Raw genomic sequence first — 15,475 nt, forward strand, 5'->3', positions numbered from 1 at the left:
TTCAACTTGCCCCCTGTGGCTCGGCTGCGGTCTCGTCAGGGCCGATCTTGAAGAAGATTGCATAGAGGACCGGCACCACGAACAGGGTCAGTACCGTCCCGAAGGCCAGCCCGAAGGCCAGGACCACGGCCATCGCCTTGAAGAAGGCGTCGAACAGCAGTGGGATGACGCCGAGTACCGTCGTCAGCGAACTCAGGATGACCGGGCGGGCGCGATCATAGGCTGCCTCAATGATGGCATCGAAACGCGGTTTGCCCTCGCCGATCTCGATATCCATCTGATCGACCAGCACGATCGCGTTCTTGATCAGCAGGCCCGAGAGCGAGAGCACACCGAGAATGGCGATGAACTCCATCGCTATGCCGGTGATGAGCAGGCCGATGGTTACGCCGATGATCGCCAGCGGCACGATCATGAAAATGATCACCGGCTGGCGCACTGCGTTGAACAGCACGATTACCACCAGCACCATGCCGATGACACCGAGCGGGACCACGCCAATCAGCGAATCGATCGCCTCGGTGCTCGTTCCTTCCTGGCCGTCCCATTCGAAATGGTAGCTGGAAGGCAGTTCGATCGCCTCGACGTCTCCGCGCACGCGATCGAGCAGACGGTTGGCGGTTTCGCCCGGCGCGGGATCGGCCTGGGCGTTGATTGCCCAGCGCTGATCGATCCGCTGAATCTGCGAATGACGCCAGCGGGTCTCGAAACCGTCGATCACTTCCTGCAGCGGAAGCGAGGCGCCGCTGGCGCTGAACACCTGGATTGCTTCCATGTTCTGCGCGTCGCGCGTTTCGCTTTCGGGCGAGCGGGCGATGATCGGGATCAGGTCGTCGCCCTCGCGGAAGACGCCTATCGGACGGCCCGCGAACGTGCCCTGCAAGGCCTCGGCCACGTCCTCGCGGCTGACGCCAAGGCGACGCGCGCGCGTTTCGGAATAGAGCGGGTGGATGACCGGCACCTGCTCGCGCCAGTCATCCTTCACGAGGATGGCCGCTTCGTCCTCGGCGAAGACATCCTTGGCCTGCTGCGCCAGGCTCTGCAGAACCGCCGGATCGGGCCCCGAAAACTGCGCCTCGATCTTCGAGCCGCCACCCGGCCCCAGTTCGAACAGCCAGACCTTGGCGCGCGCTTCGGGGGCGTTCTTTTGCAAATAGGCATGCACATCTGCCTGCAGCCGCTCGAGCGTCGAGGCGTCCTCAACCCGCAGGATCATCTGGCCGAAGGAGGATGTCGGCGCCTCGGGCTGATAGACCAGCTTGTAACGCAAGGTACCCATGCCGACCACGGTCTGAACGTCAGTAACGCCGTCCATCGTCGCCAGATCCTCCTCAATCTCCTCCAGGTCGGCATTGGTCCGCTCGATATCGGTGCCCGCAGGCAGCCAGTAATCGACCATCAAATGCGGCGTGGTGGAGGCGGGAAAGAAACCCTGTTCCACGAACGCGAAGCCCACAAGGGAGACGGCGAACAACCCCCCGGTCAGGCCCATGGTACGCCAGCGATGGCGCAGCGCGCGCGCGAGCCATTCGCGATAGGCGGTGCCGATCCGGCCGGCTTCGCGCTGCGGGGCGGCCTCGTCCTCGAGACCGTCGTGGCCTGCATCGAATCCTGTCTCGCGATCAGTGCCGGAAGCGGCAGCATCCTCCTCCTTCTCGAACAGCCAGTTGGCGAGAAAAGGCGCTACGGTGACCGCGAAGAACCACGAGAACAAGAGCGAGATCATCACCACCCAGAACAGGTGATTGGTGTATTCGGCGACCTGCCCGGGGGCGAGGCCGATCGGGGCGAAGGCGATGATGCCGACCAGCGTGCCTCCTAGTAGCGGCCACAGCATCTGGCCCACGATCGCGCGCGCCGCCTCCAGCCTGTTTTTGCCCTGCTTGAGGCCGACGAGCATCCCCTCGACCACGACGATGGCGTTGTCCACCATCATTCCCAGCGCGATGATCAGCGCGCCCAGCGAGATGCGGTGCATCGGTATCCCGCCGGCATTCATCCCAGCCAGCGTCGCCGCGACGGTGAGCATGAGCACGGCGCCGATGACCACGGCCGAGCGCCAGCCCATGAAGATCAGCAGCGTGACCACCACGATGACGAGCGCCGTCGCGACATTGATCACGAAATCGCCGATCGCGTCCGACACCACCTTGCCCTGGTGGTAGAATTCGTGGATCTCGATGCCGATCGGGCGGTCGCTCTCGCTCGCGCGCAGCTTGGCTTCGATCGCCTCGCCGACCTCGACCACATTTGTGCCGGTCGCATTCGAGATGCCCATGCCCACCGCCGGCCTGCCATTGTAGCGCAGGATCTGCATCGGCGGATCGACATAGCCGCGCGTCACGCGGGCCAGATCGCCCAGTCTCACGACCGCGCCTTCCTGGCCGGTCATCACCGGCAGATCGCGCAATTCCTCGACCGAATCGATCTCGCCGGTGGGAACGATCTCCAGACGCTGGTCGCCGACGCGCACGCTGCCCGCTGCGACGACGGAATTCTGCTGTGCTAGATCCTGATAGACGCTCTGCACCGACAGCCCCAGCGCCGCGACCCGCTCGCGCATGATCTCGACATAGAAGGCCTCGCGTTGCTCGCCCGACAGCACCACCTTGCCCACACCCTCCACACCGCTCAGGTCGGTGCGCAGCTTTTCGGCATAGTCGTACAGCTCGGCCGGCGAATAACCATCGGCGGTTAGCATGTAGAAGATGCCGAAGACGTCGCCGAAATCGTCGTTGACGATCGAGGGACCTGCCCCGGGCGGAAGCAGCCGGGCGGCATCGGCCACGCGGTTGCGCAGCTTGGTCCAGACGATCTGGAGCTGTTCCTTGTTGCGCCCGAACTCGTACTTGATCTCCACCTCGATGCGCGACTGGCCCGCCTCGGAGGTCGAAACAATCTCCTTCACCTCCTGCATCTGCCCGATCTCCCGCTCGAGACGCTGGGTGACCTCGGTGGCGACCTCCATCGGCGATCCGCCAGGATAGGGTGTTACCACGACAGCGCGGCGGATGGTGAACTCGGGATCCTCGAAGCGCGGCAGCGACCCATAGGCCGCCATCCCGGCAACGATCGTCCCGATGATGACGAGCAGGATGAGCAGGCGATTCCTGATCGAGAAGACGGCGGGATTAAACGACATGGCTCAGTCCCGCTCGTAGGGGCGGACTTTCATCCCCTCTTCGAGATTGGCGAGCCCGGCGGCTACGATCAGGTCTCCGCGGCCGATGCCGGCAGTTACAGGCAGCATTCCGCCTGCTCCCTTGCCTACGGTGACGCGGCGCAGCGCGATGGCTCCGGTCCTGCGGTCCACGCGCCAGACGAATGTCTTTTCGTCACGCCCAACGATCGCTTCCAGTGGCACAGCCGGCATCTCGGCATCATCGGTATCGAGCTCGACATGCAGTGTTCCCGTCATGCCCGGCAGGATCAGCGCGCCGGAAGGCGGATCGAACAGGAACGTCGCCTCGTAGGTGAGCGACTGACGCGTGGCGTCGGTGGCGAACGAGCCCAACCGGGCCGCGAACCGCCTGTCAGGGAGACTGTCGAGCGCGATCGCCGCGTTGATCGGGGCCCGCTGCTCGGCATTGGCAACGATGGACGAGGGAACCTGGACCACCGCCTTGGCGGAACCGGCGGTCTGTAAGGTCACGACCGGCTGCTGCGGCGAAACATATTCGAACGGCTCGGTCAGTCGCCTGGCCACGCGGCCTGAAAAGGGCGCCCGCAAGACGGTCTTCTCCAACTGCTCGCGCGCATTGTCAAGTTCGGCTCGCGCAGTGTCGCGCTGCGTTTCGCGCTGAACGTGCACTGCCCGCGGAATCGCGCCTTCGCCGACCAGCGCGTCGGCGCGGCGGAATGCATCCTGTGCCGCCTCGTACTGTTCGCGTGCCTGGACGAGCTGGTTGCGCGCGATGGTCTGGTCGAGCTGCGCGATCACCGTGCCGGCCCTGACGAAATCGCCCTGATCCACCGTTAGCCGGACGATCTTGCCCGGAACATCGAAGGTTAGATCCGAAGATGTGCTTGCCTCGATAATCGCGGGAAATTCATAAGTCCTGGCTTGGCCGCCTGTCGCCACGGTGTAGAGTTTGACGGGACGCCGATCGGCCTCCTCCGGAACGGGGGCGTTGTCACAACCTGCGATCAGACATGTGAAAATGAGCGAAACGAATATGCGCAGCATGAAGGGTTTGGGCCCAAAAACGGTTCGGCGCGAATCAGACTTTGACATGCGCCCAAAATGAAACGAATAAGTTTACATATCATCGCTCGTCGCAATAGGAAGACCCAATTGCAAGGCCAAACGCTTTCGCTGAACCTGTCTCATCCCGAATCGGCGAACCGCCCCCGGGTCGTCATCGTCGGCGCCGGTTTCGGCGGCATGGCTGCAGCGCGCGCTCTTCGCGGCAATGCCGCGGAAGTGACGCTGATCGACCAAACCAATCATCACCTGTTTCAACCGCTGCTATACCAGGTCGCGACTGCGGCGCTTTCCCCGTCCGATATCGCTACGGCCAATCGTGTGCTGATGCGCGGTGGGTCAAACCTAAGTGTGTTGATGGCGGAGGTTACAGGCGTCGATATCAGGGCGCGCTCGGTGCTGCTGCGCGATGGGCATCGGTTGCCATACGATTATCTCGTACTCGCCACGGGATCGGCCTCGAGCTTTTTTGGACAGGACAACTGGCGCGAACACACGCTGGTTCTCAAGACGATTGAGGATGCGCTTGCCATCCGCGCGCGGTTGCTGGAAGCGTTCGAGCGGGCCGAGCAGTCGACCGACGACGCAGAGATACGACGCCTCCTGACCTTTGCTATTGTTGGGGGCGGCCCAACTGGCGTGGAACTGGCTGGGACCATCTCCGAACTCGCACGCGCGACTTTGGCGCGCGATTTCTCTCGCATCGATCCGCGCGACACGCGTGTGGTCCTATGCGAGGCGGGCGGCCGTTTGCTGTCGGGTTTCGATCCCGCGCTTTCGACCTATGCGACCGAAGCTCTAACCTCGATGGGGGTGGAGGTGCGGATTGGCACGGCCGTCGAGGCAATCGATCCCACCGGCGTGGTGCTCGGTAGCGAGCGGATAGATACCGGAGCCGTGCTGTGGTGTGCCGGCACTGAGGCCCGTCCGGCTGCTGAATGGCTTGGAATCGATGGGGTCCGCAACGGGGCTGTAACGGTCCGGTCCGATTGTTCGGTGCCGGGTCATCCAAACATCTTTGCGATCGGGGACGTCGCAAGTTTCGAAGCAGGCGGCGACGAGCGCTTGCCGGCTCTTGCACCAGTTGCCAAGCAGCAGGGCACATATGTCGGGAAGCTGCTCGCGGCCCGTATCGCCGGTCGGCGCGAGCCCGGCGCCTTCCGCTACCGCGACTATGGTACCATGGCGGTGATCGGGCGCTCGCGTGCGGCGGCGCAATTCGGCAGGCTCCGGCTCACGGGATTTCTCGCCTGGCTGGTCTGGTCACTTATACATTTGATGCTGCTTGTGGACTTTCGCAGCCGCCTGGTCGTCTATGTCAACTGGGCTTGGGCATGGTTTACTTACGGACGCGGGGCGCGGTTGTTGACGGGATCAACCACAAGCGATGCCCGGCAGCCGCCGCTCAGCGACCCAGAAAGCGGGCGGCCCGATGACAAGTAGCGGTCTCAGCCAATATTCAAATAGTTGACCATGATGAAAGCATGCTCCCGCACCGCCATCTAGGACCATTCGAAGGCTCGCCTGGCCTCGCTATCCATCACCTGCAAGTTGTCGCGACCTAGCTTGCACTTGATCGCAGGAAGCGCTCGAAGCCAAACCGCATCTAAGATCAGCGTATCTGTCTTTGGCGTCGATCTACCTCAGTTGACTAAGCAGCGGTAGGCATGGCGGTCGCATGAAGACCGAACGGCTTCGGCGACACTACGTCATAGCTCTCATCTTCCCTGGAAACCCGGCTAGCGGCGAAGATATCGCGTTTCAGCTCACCATGCCGGGTTTGGAGGAGGAGCTCTTCTATCGTGGCATCCTGCTGTTCGCGCTGGATCAGGCTTTCACCGGAAGGAGACGGTTCCTCGGGTCGATTGGGGATGGGGCGCGGTCCTGTCGTGCTTCCTGTTCGGATTGGCACATGCCTGTGGCTTCTCGGACGACAGCTTTGCCTTCGATCCCATCACGATGGCGCTGACGGCAATCCCAGCCTTTATCGCGGTCTGGCTGCGTTTGCGCACCGGAAGCCTGCTCCTGCCGGTTCTGCTTCACAATTTCGGCAATTCGCTCTCGTTCATCGTGTGAAGATGTCTTCCCGGAATGCCCGCTTCCGGGATCAGCATTCTGCCCGTAAAATGACCGAATTTAGGGCGCATAGCGGCAATAATTAACAAGAGGGGAGGGAGCTTTGCTCTTCCTGAACCGGGGCATGTCCGTTCCGGCGATCAGGAGAACTCCCATGAAAAAGTCCCGCCGCACTGCATCGACTTCGCCTGCCGCGCGCATCACCGCCGCCATTATCGAAAAGCTCGAACAGGGCACAAAGCCGTGGGTCAAGCCGTGGCGCGGTGTCCCCGTCTCGCGGCCGTTGCGCTCCTGCGGGACGCCCTATCGCGGCATGAACACCTTCTGGCTGTGGATGGTAGCCGATGGCTGTGGCTACGCTTCGCCTTACTGGATGACTTATCGCCAGTGCCAGGCGCTCGGCGGACAGGTCCGCAAGGGTGAGAAATCGACCATCGCGATTTTCTACAAGAGCTACACCAAGGAGGTCGAGAACGCCGAAGGCGAAGTGGACACCGAGAACCGGCGCGTGCTCAAGGCCTACGCCGTTTTCAACGCTGACCAGTGCGATGGCCTCCCCGAGTTCTATCATCCCAAGCCACTCGTTGACGCGCTGGAGCCCGAAGGACGCGAAGAGCGGCTTGATGCCTTTTTCGCAGAGATTGGCGCAGACCTGCGCCATCATGGCGCCCAGGCCTATTACGAGCCGCTGCGCGACCGCGTCACCATGCCGCCAGCCGAACTTTTCGAAGCCTACGACCACTACTACGCGACGCTCGCGCACGAGCTGTCGCACTGGACGGGGCATTCCTCGCGGCTCGACCGCGATCTCAAGAACCGCTTCGGCAGCGACGCCTATGCTGCCGAGGAACTGATCGCCGAGCTGTCCTCGGCCATTCTCGGGGCAGAACTGGGTCTTCCCGTTACCCATCTCGACCATCACGCCAGCTACATCGCGTCCTGGCTCAAGATCCTCAAATCGGACGAGCGCGCGATCCTCACCGCTGCGGCCAAGGCCGAGGAAGCGGCCAGCCTGTTGCTCGAACTGGGTGGCCAGCAATCTAACGAAGGCGAGACTGACATCGATCTCGCTGATGCAGCCTGAGGAGCAGTGAGATGGGACGTTCCGTCAGCTACCCGACCGGCTCCGTAGTGGCCTTTCGCCTGCTCGATGACGGCGAAGTGGACGACACCGACTGGGCTTATGAGTGCCTCGTCGACGAAGTCATCGATACTGCGAAGGCGGCCTTTCCTTCCTTCGAGCGCTTCGATGGATGGCGCGGCCGCGAGGACCGCATCCTCCTTCGCAATGCCTTCGCCGATTGCGGCATATCGACCTGGTGCGGCCTTGCAGCGATCTGGCTCGCCGAACGCGACGATGCCCAGTACTGGGAGGCCGACTTCTACAACCCACGAACGGCGAGAGCACGGCACTGGCTTGGCCAAGTCTCAGGAAGGTTCATCGACCTGTTTGGTGAGTTGCGCCTCATCGGTCGGCTCTCAAATGGCGAAGCGATCTTCGAGCGCTCCCGATCCACCTGCGATACCGGGTGCTGATCCTGCCTCATCCCTGTCCGCCGGGAGAGGCCCTTGGGCCGGTCGGGGCGAGCCGCAACCTGCGGCCCGTCGGCCCGTGTTGCCCGCGCCAGCCTAGGACCGCAGGTTTCCCGCTGCGCGGTGCGTCACGCCCCCTTTTCCCGGCCCTGATCGGGCTCCGGCGGACAGGGCCGAGGCAATGGTGCCTCCTCTCCTTGTCCCCGCGATCAGGAGACACCCCATGTACGACAGCTTCATCGACCAGTTGAGCGGCCTCGATCTCTCAGGCCTGAGCATCAGGCCGGCCCCCTTCAACGAGACCGACTTTCCCTGCGAGGACGCGATCGAGCAGACGCTTGGCGCCGTATGGTCCGACCTCTTCGCGATGTTTTCCGACACAGCCCTGGAAGCCGATGCCGAGGATATTGCCTGGGGCATGGTCAATCTGTTCCACCGCGCAGCCAGCCGCAAGTCGGCTCAACTTGATCGGGCCAGCGACGAGATCCGGGTCCTCCTCGCATCAGCCGACGGGTCCGAAGTGCATTCGAGCAATCTTGAAGAGCAGGTTGAGCGCGCGCAGGCTGCCGAAGCCAGCATGCTTGCCTTTGAGCAGATGCGCGAGGCGGCGGCAGCACTTTACCGCGACGAGACCGGCTCCTCTTGGAAGCCCGTTTCCGGCTCGCGCGCGAGCCATTCGCGCCACCTTACCTCGGCCGTGATCGATGCCCGCGACTTCCTCCGCGCACGCGCCGAGAGCCGGCGTCACGCCTTGATCCCTGAAGGAACTCCAGTCGTCTTTGCGGGTGGTCGCCAGAGCTTTGAAAGCGCCGAGGACGCGCGCGCCTACGCCGAGAACATCTGGGCGACGCTGGACAAGGTTCGCGATGCGGTTCCCGATCTCTTCCTGGTCCATGGCGGCGACGGCAAGGGTGCCGATCGTCTGGCAGCGAGTTGGGCCGAGCGCCGCGAAGTCCAGCAGCTGACTTATTCGCTCGATCGTCGTCTCGGTGCCCGCGCCGGGTTCAAACGTAATGAGCAGATGCTCTCGCTCAATCCGCGTTATCTCGTCGCCTTTCCGGGCAATGGCGTGACCGAACGCCTTGTGATCGATGCCAAGACGCGCCGGATCACCGTGGTCGATCGTCGTGGCCCGTTGGGCACCTCTCCCGGCTCCTGAGGGGCCCTTCATCATCTGCATCTAAATTGCCTGGATGTGCATTCGGCGCCGACCCGACTATGGACCGGTCATGCAACTTGACGATCTGCTGCAGCGCTACTTTGCCACCACTGACCTCTCCGGAGTTGCTCCCGACGCCTTTGCAGCCGGCATCGAGCACTGCCGGGTCGATCTCGGCCTTGAGGAAGACCGGGGCAAGCGCTTTGCACTGTGGTCGTTTCTGCACATGTTCGGGTCCGCCCCCGATCTCGATGTGGCTTTCGAGAACGAGGAAGACCGGGAAGCTGCGCGCAACTTCATGGATCTCCTGGCGGCCTCGGAAGGCGATGTAGCAGGCTGATTACGGCAGGGTCTTGGCACCTTCAGACCCGCACCCGATACCCATCCGGCTTTCTTCGCGAACAGTCCTGAACCAGGTCAGCTGAGGACGGCAACCCGTTCCTTTCCGGCCGTGTTGGCAGCTGCGCTGCCTGCCCGCACCACCCGTCATGAACAGGTTCCCCTTGGAGCTTCGCTCCTGCGGTGCAGTCCTCCCATGCCCTGCTTCTTCTGGATGTTCGCAAGCCGGAGATGGTCTCCGGTTTGAGGAACTGAAGGAATATCATCATGACCAATATCGCAATCCTCACCGGACGCATCGCTCGCGATCCGGAAACACGCGAGACCAAGGGCGGCACCAATGTCACCGGGATTACCGTCGTCACCGATCGCCCCGCACGCGACAAGGACGGCAAGACCTACAAGGACGAGAACGGCTATACCGCCAAGGAAAGCGAGTTCCACCGGGTGACCTGCTTCAACGGCCTCGCCAAGACCGTCGGCCAGTACTGCTCCAAGGGCCAGCTGGTCAGCGTCCAGGGCCGCATCCACTACACCCAGTGGGAGGACAAGGACGGGGTCACCCGCTACGGCACCGAGATCCTTGCCGACAAGGTCGACTTCCTCTCCCGCGGTAACGGGTCGAGCGACGACAACGACAACACCGACGCTCCCGATATCGACTGACATCGATGCCGGTCGTTCCCCTTACGAAGAGGCTCTGCCGCGAGCGGCAGGGCCTCTTCTTCTGTGGTTACTGGGATCCCGGCGCTGCATTCGAAGCACGGGTTGAACCGCGCGCCGTCAGTTTCTCGATCGTGGCATCCTCGCCGAGTTTCCCGAGTTCTTCGGCAACCTTCCTCAGGCCCTTCTTCGAGAAGCTTTCGAGGCCGCTTCCCAGGATGATTTCGCCGAGTTCCTTGGCCGCTTGCACTTCAAGTTCGCGTTGTTTGGCGTCGAGCGCCCCGCGGTCCGCTTCGAGTTTTTGCAGGGCTGCAATCGCGCTCCTGTTTCGGGGCATGTTTCTTGTCCTTTTCCCCCTCGCTTCTGCTCCCCGGTTGTTTCCATGCCCGCGTCACCGGGGTGTAGGAAAGGCAATTCGCACCCAGCAGACGTTCGATATTGGGGCAGAGGTGGTGGGTCCTGGCTCACGGTTCTCCCAGCATGATGGCCTTGCGCCTCCCGCCTCAAGGACGGCGGGGCCCCACCATTTTGCCCGCCACCGGATTGCATCCGGCAGCGAACAAAATCGTTACCCCCACCGCCGCTTTCGCGGTCGCCCATTCGGGCGATCCCTGACCCGGGATGCACAAGACCATCGCGCGCACCTCCTGTCGTCTCACGACAGAAATCAGGAGGATTATCATGGCTTATTCGATGCATCGCGCCCTTCCGTCTCGGAGCTATTTCGAGGCTCTGGAAACAGCCGAGAAGAGAGCGCTGCACAGCTTCTTCGATCAGCACGTTATCGAGGATGACGAACTCGGGTACTTTGCCCTCGACGAGGGCGACTACAACATATTGCCAACGCATCTCGCAGCGCGGGTGGTCCACACGGTCCACGGCGGCATGCTCGACGAGTTCTGAGACTATAGACAGGGCGGGAACCGGGAACGGTTCCTGCCCTTTTTTCTTGTTCGCCGGGTAGTCCAACCAAGCACAAGAACCCCGTTCGGTCGGTTGCTCTGACGGTCGCCCACCGCAATGCGGCGGCGCCCGATAAATGGAGCGGGGCTGTGGACGCACTCTGTCCCGCGCATCTTGCGATGCGTTCCTGAGGGTGCGACGTAATTTGTTCTTGGGCCCCGCGCGCACTTGCGAACCGGCACCGGGTCGGGCGGCGGGAAGCTGGGCACGCGACATGCCCCGCTTGCCTTGCTTCCCACGCGCCCTTGGCCGCTGCCTTTTTCGCAGGTGCTGTCTTTGGCTGGAGGCGTCGAAATGCTCTCGATCTGCATCCGAAGAGGTGCCAGGCCTAGTTGCTCGCGCTCCAACATGGCGATCGGGAAAGGTCGTCCTTGATCAATCCCCCTCATTGTCTGGACCACCTCGCGCGCTTGGGAACAAGGGAGCACACCCTACCCCGCGATTTCGGGATTTATCCCTTTGGTATTGCTGAAGAATGTGGCTTTGGGCGAAATCAACCCGTCTGCGAGTAGAGCGGCTTTGCGCTGATCCGCAGACAACTCGCATCTCTCTACAACGCTGAAATATAGTCTGAATCTTTCGATTGACTGCGAGTTGTTCACGATTTATTCTCATCGGCACCTTCCGCAAGGTGAGCCAGGTTTCGTCGGCCCGACAAGGAACCTGTTTCATGACCCGACAAGATCGGCTTCAGACATTCGTATCTCTCTCCGTTGGTAACTGGGTTCGCCAGTGTGCCGCGGACCATGGCGTTAGTGTCAGCGTCTTTATCCGTGACCTCATTGTCGCAGCGTGGCAGCGCGATAACGAGGCGAAGGACCGGCCCGCTGGGCTCGATCCCGCGCGCCAGGCTATCTTCATTTCGGTGGCGCTCGATGCGCTTCTGGCCAGCCATTCTGATACGAGTTTGCGCGACCGTACTCACGAAGCGTACCGGCGACGCCTCGAGCGTCTTGGCCTCCCCGTCAACGCGAGCATGGGAGGCCATTCCCATGAAGCATAATCTCCTGAACTTCACCCGCGGGAGCCAGCTGCTCGGCCACTTCGGTTTCATGTTTGCAGCGGGGTTGAAGGGTCCTCTGATTGTCACCGGCCTGGTTGCCGTCGGCACCTGCTATTGGGAAGTGCGGTCGGCTCTGAGTGATCACCAGATCTACCTGGTCTGGATGCATATCTATGCCAGTCTCTATGCATTCATGGAGTTCGATCCGGCCAAACTGGTCAACCTTGAATTGCTTGACGGCGAAAGGGTCGGCCTCCCGTTTGGCATCGTTCGTGAGTTCCCGCCAATGCGCGAGGCAGTCGAGGCGTTTCGTTCGGCAGTGAAGCAGGGATTGCTCGTTTCGGCGGTACTGTTGATCCCGGCATTCGTGTTCTTCTGGTGGTTTGCCGAGCGCTTTGGCGGTCGGTCGAAGGAGCGCAAGCACGAGCGCGGGGCCATGCTTGTTTCGCTCGACGAACTCGAAGAAGAAATCGAGCGTCACAACAAGGCATTCCGGGCCGAAGAACTTGGACGCAAGTTCGGCTGGAAGTGGCGGCTTGCGAGCTCGTCAGCGCTCGCCGAAGCGGGCCACTACCAACCCGCACATCTCGCCGGTGTAAGCTGGCCGTGGCGGCTCGAGCAGTGGACTTGTAACGGTTTTGTGCCGGTCACCTATTTCACTATGCCACCTTGGCTTCGAACGCGAGCGGGCTGATGCCGCCCAGATATGAATGGCGTCTACGGGTGTTGTAGAACCCGTTGATGTATTGGAAGATCGCGGCTTCAGCCTGGCGCCGCGTTGGCCAGTTCTGCCGCCAGATCAGCTCTGCCTTCAGCGATTTGAAGAATGTCTCGACAGCGGAATTGTCGTAGCAGTTTCCTTTGTCGCTCATCGATGGTCGCAAGCCATAGGCCTGCAGTTTCTTCTGATAATCATACGAGCAATATTGGCTGCCGCGATCGGAATGGAAAAAGCAGCCTAGCGGCGGATTGCGCAGCCGCACCGCCATGTCCAGCGCCCGGATCGCCAGATCCTTCTTCATCCGATCACTGACCGCCCAGCCCACAACGCGGCGGCTGTGCAGATCGAGGATGACGGCAAGGTAGAGCCAGCCTTCCTGCGTCCACACATAGGTAATGTCGCCAGCCCATTTACGGTTGGGTTTATCGGCGACGAAGTCGCCATCAAGCCAGTTCGCGGCGACACCCAGGCGATGATGGCTGTCGGTCGTGACCTTGTGCTTGCGGGTACGAACCGGCTTGATGGCGTTGATCCGCATCAACCGTCCTACCCGGCGCTCGCCGACATCGAGGCCGGCCTCCTTCAATTCCATTGTCATCCGGGGGCGGCCATAGCTGCCCAAGCTCAGGCTGTACTGCTCGCGGATATGCGCCAGCACCTTCATATCCGTTCGTTCCCGCCGGCTGATCGGACGCGAGCGCCAAGACCGATAGCCGCGCTCGCTGATCTGCAGGACACGGCACATCAATTCCACTGGCCAACGGTGCCGCCAGCTGTGCACGAAAGCGAACCTCACGGCTTTTGGCTCGCGAAGAACTGCGTGGCCTTTTTTAGCACTTCCCTCTCCTCCCGCAGCACGCGGTTCTCCAGGCGAAGCCGTTCATTCTCCCGCGCCAGATCAGCCTGCGGCGCGGCCACCAATTCTCCCGGCCGATATCGTGCAATCCATTTGCCGAGCGTCGATTTGCCGATCCCTAAATCCGCTGCGACCCGTTCGCGCGACAACCCGCTGGTCAGCGCAATCCGCACCGCCTCCTGCTTGAACTCTTCTGAATGCTTCATCATCTCGACGGTCTCCTCTTGCGAGCTTAAATCGCTCAGGTGACCGGCGCAAAACCGTTACAAGTCCACAGAGCCACGCCATGCTCATTGGCACAACTGGAACCGGCAAGACCGTGGCGCTTACCGAACTTGTTGCCGAAGCGCGTGAACGCGGCCAGCGCGCGGTCATTTTCGACCTGACAGGGGCCTTCATTGAGGCCTTCTACGATCCCGCGCGCGACGTCATTCTCAATCCTGTCGATGTGCGGTGCCCCCTGTGGAGCGTGTTCAACGACTGCACGACGGAAGCGGAGTTTCACGCCGCCGCTGAAGCGCTCGTGCCCCATGACGGGGGTGGTTCAGAACAGTTCTGGGTGCTCGCGGCGCGCATGCTGTTCGTCGAGATGTGTCTCCATCTTGCCCGTACCGGCACGGCGACCAACGAGGCCTTGGCGCGGCGGCTGATGACCGCTGACCTGGCCGAAGTGCATAAGCTGATGCGCGGTACCATGGCCGATCCGCTGACCGCTCCGGAAGCCGCCCGCATGGCGGAATCGATCCGCGCTGTGTTCAATGCGAATGCGAAAGTGCTCAAACTTTTGCCCTCATCTGGACCGCGCTTTTCGGTCCGCGACTGGGTCAAAGGCGACTGCCAGGCGGGCTCGATCCTGTTCCTCTCTGCCCGCTATGTCGACATGAGCATCTCCTCGCAGTTGCTGACGCTATGGCTCGACACGGCGATGAATACGCTCATGACGCTCGAGCGCACACAGGACCTGCGGATGTGGTTCCTGATCGACGAGCTCGGTGCCCTTCACCGACTACCGGCCCTCGAAAAGGGGCTGCAAACCGCGCGCAACTTCGGCGGAGCGATCGTCACCGGCGTGCATGCGTTTGCCAAGCTCAAGGAAGTTTACGGCGAGAACACGGCCATGACCCTGTCCTCGCTTGCGCGCACCAAGCTCATCCTGGCGACAGCCGATCGCGAAACGGCGACCTGGTGCTCCGATTTCATCGGCCACCGGCAGGTGCGCGACATGGAAGAAGGCTACAGCTACGGATACAACAATGCGCGCGACGCAGTCAGCCTGACCCCCCGGCGGCAGATCGAGCCGTTGCTCCTGCCCGACCAGTTCATGAACCTTCCGCGCCTGTCAGCCTACATCAAGTTTCCCGACGGATTCCCCGCTGCGCCGGTCTCGCTCATTCCGCGCACACGTGGTCGTATTGCCGAGGGATTCATCGCCCGCGAGAAACGGCTCGTAAAGCCTGGCCAAGGTCCGGCGGCAACGACGCTCCAAGCAAAACCGGGTTCGAAACCGAATGACGAGCATCCCGCCTCGAACGATGACGGTGCTGGTAAGCCTGTCGATTTAAGGCAGCTCAAACTCGACCTGGAGGGGCAGCGCCGCGTCGCCGATCAACTGCAGGATCGGCAGGAGCTTGTGCCGCTTGAAAAGTTGAACGCAGGGCGCGCTTCTGGTGATCTCGGTGCCGAAACCCGCTCCGATGCTCATCTGGATGCAGGTCCAACGCTACCTCTCGCCGCATTAAGAACCGGTGAGGATGCACCAGCAGTAGGCGCGGAACAGCATCTGTCCGAACCAGGAACCGCCAGTGATGACGCAGGGGAAAAGGATGGTTCGAAGCCTCAAGCCCGTTCGGCTGCCAACGGGCGCCAGCCTCTCACACCGGTCGAAAAAGACCTACGCGAAGGCGCGGTCGCAGATCCTCCCGAAAAGGATTTCGGCGAGTTCGAGCCCGACATGTGAA

At 61.9% G+C, this 15,475-nt stretch carries 13 protein-coding genes and 2 pseudogenes; 11 read left to right on the plus strand and 4 right to left on the minus strand.

All coding sequences use genetic code 11. The features are described 5' to 3' along the window. Position 1: 1 nt before the first annotated feature. Both LOZ74_RS01580 and LOZ74_RS01585 read right to left on the minus strand, forming a co-directional pair. On the minus strand, positions 2-3,142 hold the full coding sequence (locus LOZ74_RS01580) for an efflux RND transporter permease subunit (protein ID WP_066850902.1): 3,141 nt from the start codon (positions 3,140-3,142) through the stop codon (positions 2-4). A 3-nt stretch (positions 3,143-3,145) separates the two neighbouring features. Next, complete coding sequence (locus tag LOZ74_RS01585; RefSeq protein ID WP_230292603.1) at positions 3,146-4,186, minus strand: efflux RND transporter periplasmic adaptor subunit; 1,041 nt, start codon at positions 4,184-4,186, stop codon at positions 3,146-3,148. Between the two features lie 57 nt (positions 4,187-4,243). Here LOZ74_RS01585 and LOZ74_RS01590 point away from each other — a divergent pair, with 57 nt between their 5' ends. The 7 genes from LOZ74_RS01590 (at position 4,244) to LOZ74_RS01620 (ending at position 9,977) form a co-directional block, all read left to right on the plus strand. Then, on the plus strand, positions 4,244-5,647 hold the full coding sequence (locus tag LOZ74_RS01590) for an NAD(P)/FAD-dependent oxidoreductase (protein WP_230292604.1): 1,404 nt from the start codon (positions 4,244-4,246) through the stop codon (positions 5,645-5,647). Between the two features lie 462 nt (positions 5,648-6,109). Next, positions 6,110-6,280, plus strand: a complete 171-nt coding sequence (locus tag LOZ74_RS01595; protein WP_230292605.1) for a type II CAAX prenyl endopeptidase Rce1 family protein — start codon at positions 6,110-6,112, stop codon at positions 6,278-6,280. 154 nt (positions 6,281-6,434) lie between these two features. Next, entirely contained in the window at positions 6,435-7,364 is a 930-nt protein-coding gene (locus LOZ74_RS01600; protein ID WP_230292606.1) for an ArdC family protein, read from the plus strand. Positions 7,365-7,375: 11 nt separating this feature from the next. Then, entirely contained in the window at positions 7,376-7,816 is a 441-nt protein-coding gene (locus tag LOZ74_RS01605) for a hypothetical protein (RefSeq protein WP_230292607.1), read from the plus strand. A 220-nt stretch (positions 7,817-8,036) separates the two neighbouring features. Beyond that, positions 8,037-8,972 (plus strand): DUF2493 domain-containing protein, encoded by a 936-nt coding sequence (locus LOZ74_RS01610; RefSeq protein WP_230292608.1) that lies wholly within the window; start codon positions 8,037-8,039, stop codon positions 8,970-8,972. A 70-nt stretch (positions 8,973-9,042) separates the two neighbouring features. Continuing rightward, positions 9,043-9,312, plus strand: a complete 270-nt coding sequence (locus tag LOZ74_RS01615; protein WP_050599525.1) for a hypothetical protein — start codon at positions 9,043-9,045, stop codon at positions 9,310-9,312. 266 nt (positions 9,313-9,578) lie between these two features. After that, the gene (locus tag LOZ74_RS01620; protein WP_006832472.1) at positions 9,579-9,977 is read left to right on the plus strand and encodes a single-stranded DNA-binding protein; all 399 of its coding nucleotides are present in this window, start codon (positions 9,579-9,581) and stop codon (positions 9,975-9,977) included. Between the two features lie 67 nt (positions 9,978-10,044). On the opposite strand, the gene LOZ74_RS01625 is transcribed toward LOZ74_RS01620, so the two are convergent. Continuing rightward, positions 10,045-10,311 (minus strand): DUF6437 family protein, encoded by a 267-nt coding sequence (locus LOZ74_RS01625; protein WP_230292609.1) that lies wholly within the window; start codon positions 10,309-10,311, stop codon positions 10,045-10,047. A 344-nt stretch (positions 10,312-10,655) separates the two neighbouring features. On the opposite strand from LOZ74_RS01625, the gene LOZ74_RS01630 reads away from it, so the two are divergent. From LOZ74_RS01630 to LOZ74_RS01640, 3 genes and pseudogenes are all read left to right on the plus strand, one after another. Beyond that, positions 10,656-10,877 carry a hypothetical protein gene (locus tag LOZ74_RS01630; RefSeq protein WP_230293779.1) on the plus strand — a complete coding sequence of 74 codons (222 nt, stop codon included), beginning with the start codon at positions 10,656-10,658 and terminating at the stop codon, positions 10,875-10,877. A 730-nt stretch (positions 10,878-11,607) separates the two neighbouring features. Then, positions 11,608-11,940 (plus strand): hypothetical protein, encoded by a 333-nt coding sequence (locus LOZ74_RS01635; RefSeq protein WP_230292610.1) that lies wholly within the window; start codon positions 11,608-11,610, stop codon positions 11,938-11,940. Continuing rightward, positions 11,930-12,562 (plus strand): annotated as a pseudogene (locus LOZ74_RS01640) (conjugal transfer protein TraD); the annotation flags it as partial. The gene LOZ74_RS01635 and the pseudogene LOZ74_RS01640, both read left to right, overlap by 11 nt. A 37-nt stretch (positions 12,563-12,599) precedes the next feature. Here LOZ74_RS01640 and LOZ74_RS01645 read toward each other — a convergent pair. After that, a protein-coding gene (locus LOZ74_RS01645) for an IS3 family transposase (protein ID WP_370638831.1) occupies positions 12,600-13,726 on the minus strand; the annotation gives its coding sequence in 2 pieces (ribosomal slippage) (positions 12,600-13,486 and positions 13,486-13,726; 1,128 coding nt in all). A gap of 65 nt (positions 13,727-13,791) precedes the next feature. Here LOZ74_RS01645 and LOZ74_RS01650 point away from each other — a divergent pair. Then, positions 13,792-15,474: pseudogene (locus LOZ74_RS01650) on the plus strand (type IV secretion system DNA-binding domain-containing protein); the annotation flags it as partial. Between the last annotated feature and the right edge of the window lies 1 nt (position 15,475).

This window comes from Croceicoccus sp. Ery5, from assembly GCF_020985325.1.
In the GTDB taxonomy this organism is placed as follows: domain Bacteria; phylum Pseudomonadota; class Alphaproteobacteria; order Sphingomonadales; family Sphingomonadaceae; genus Croceicoccus.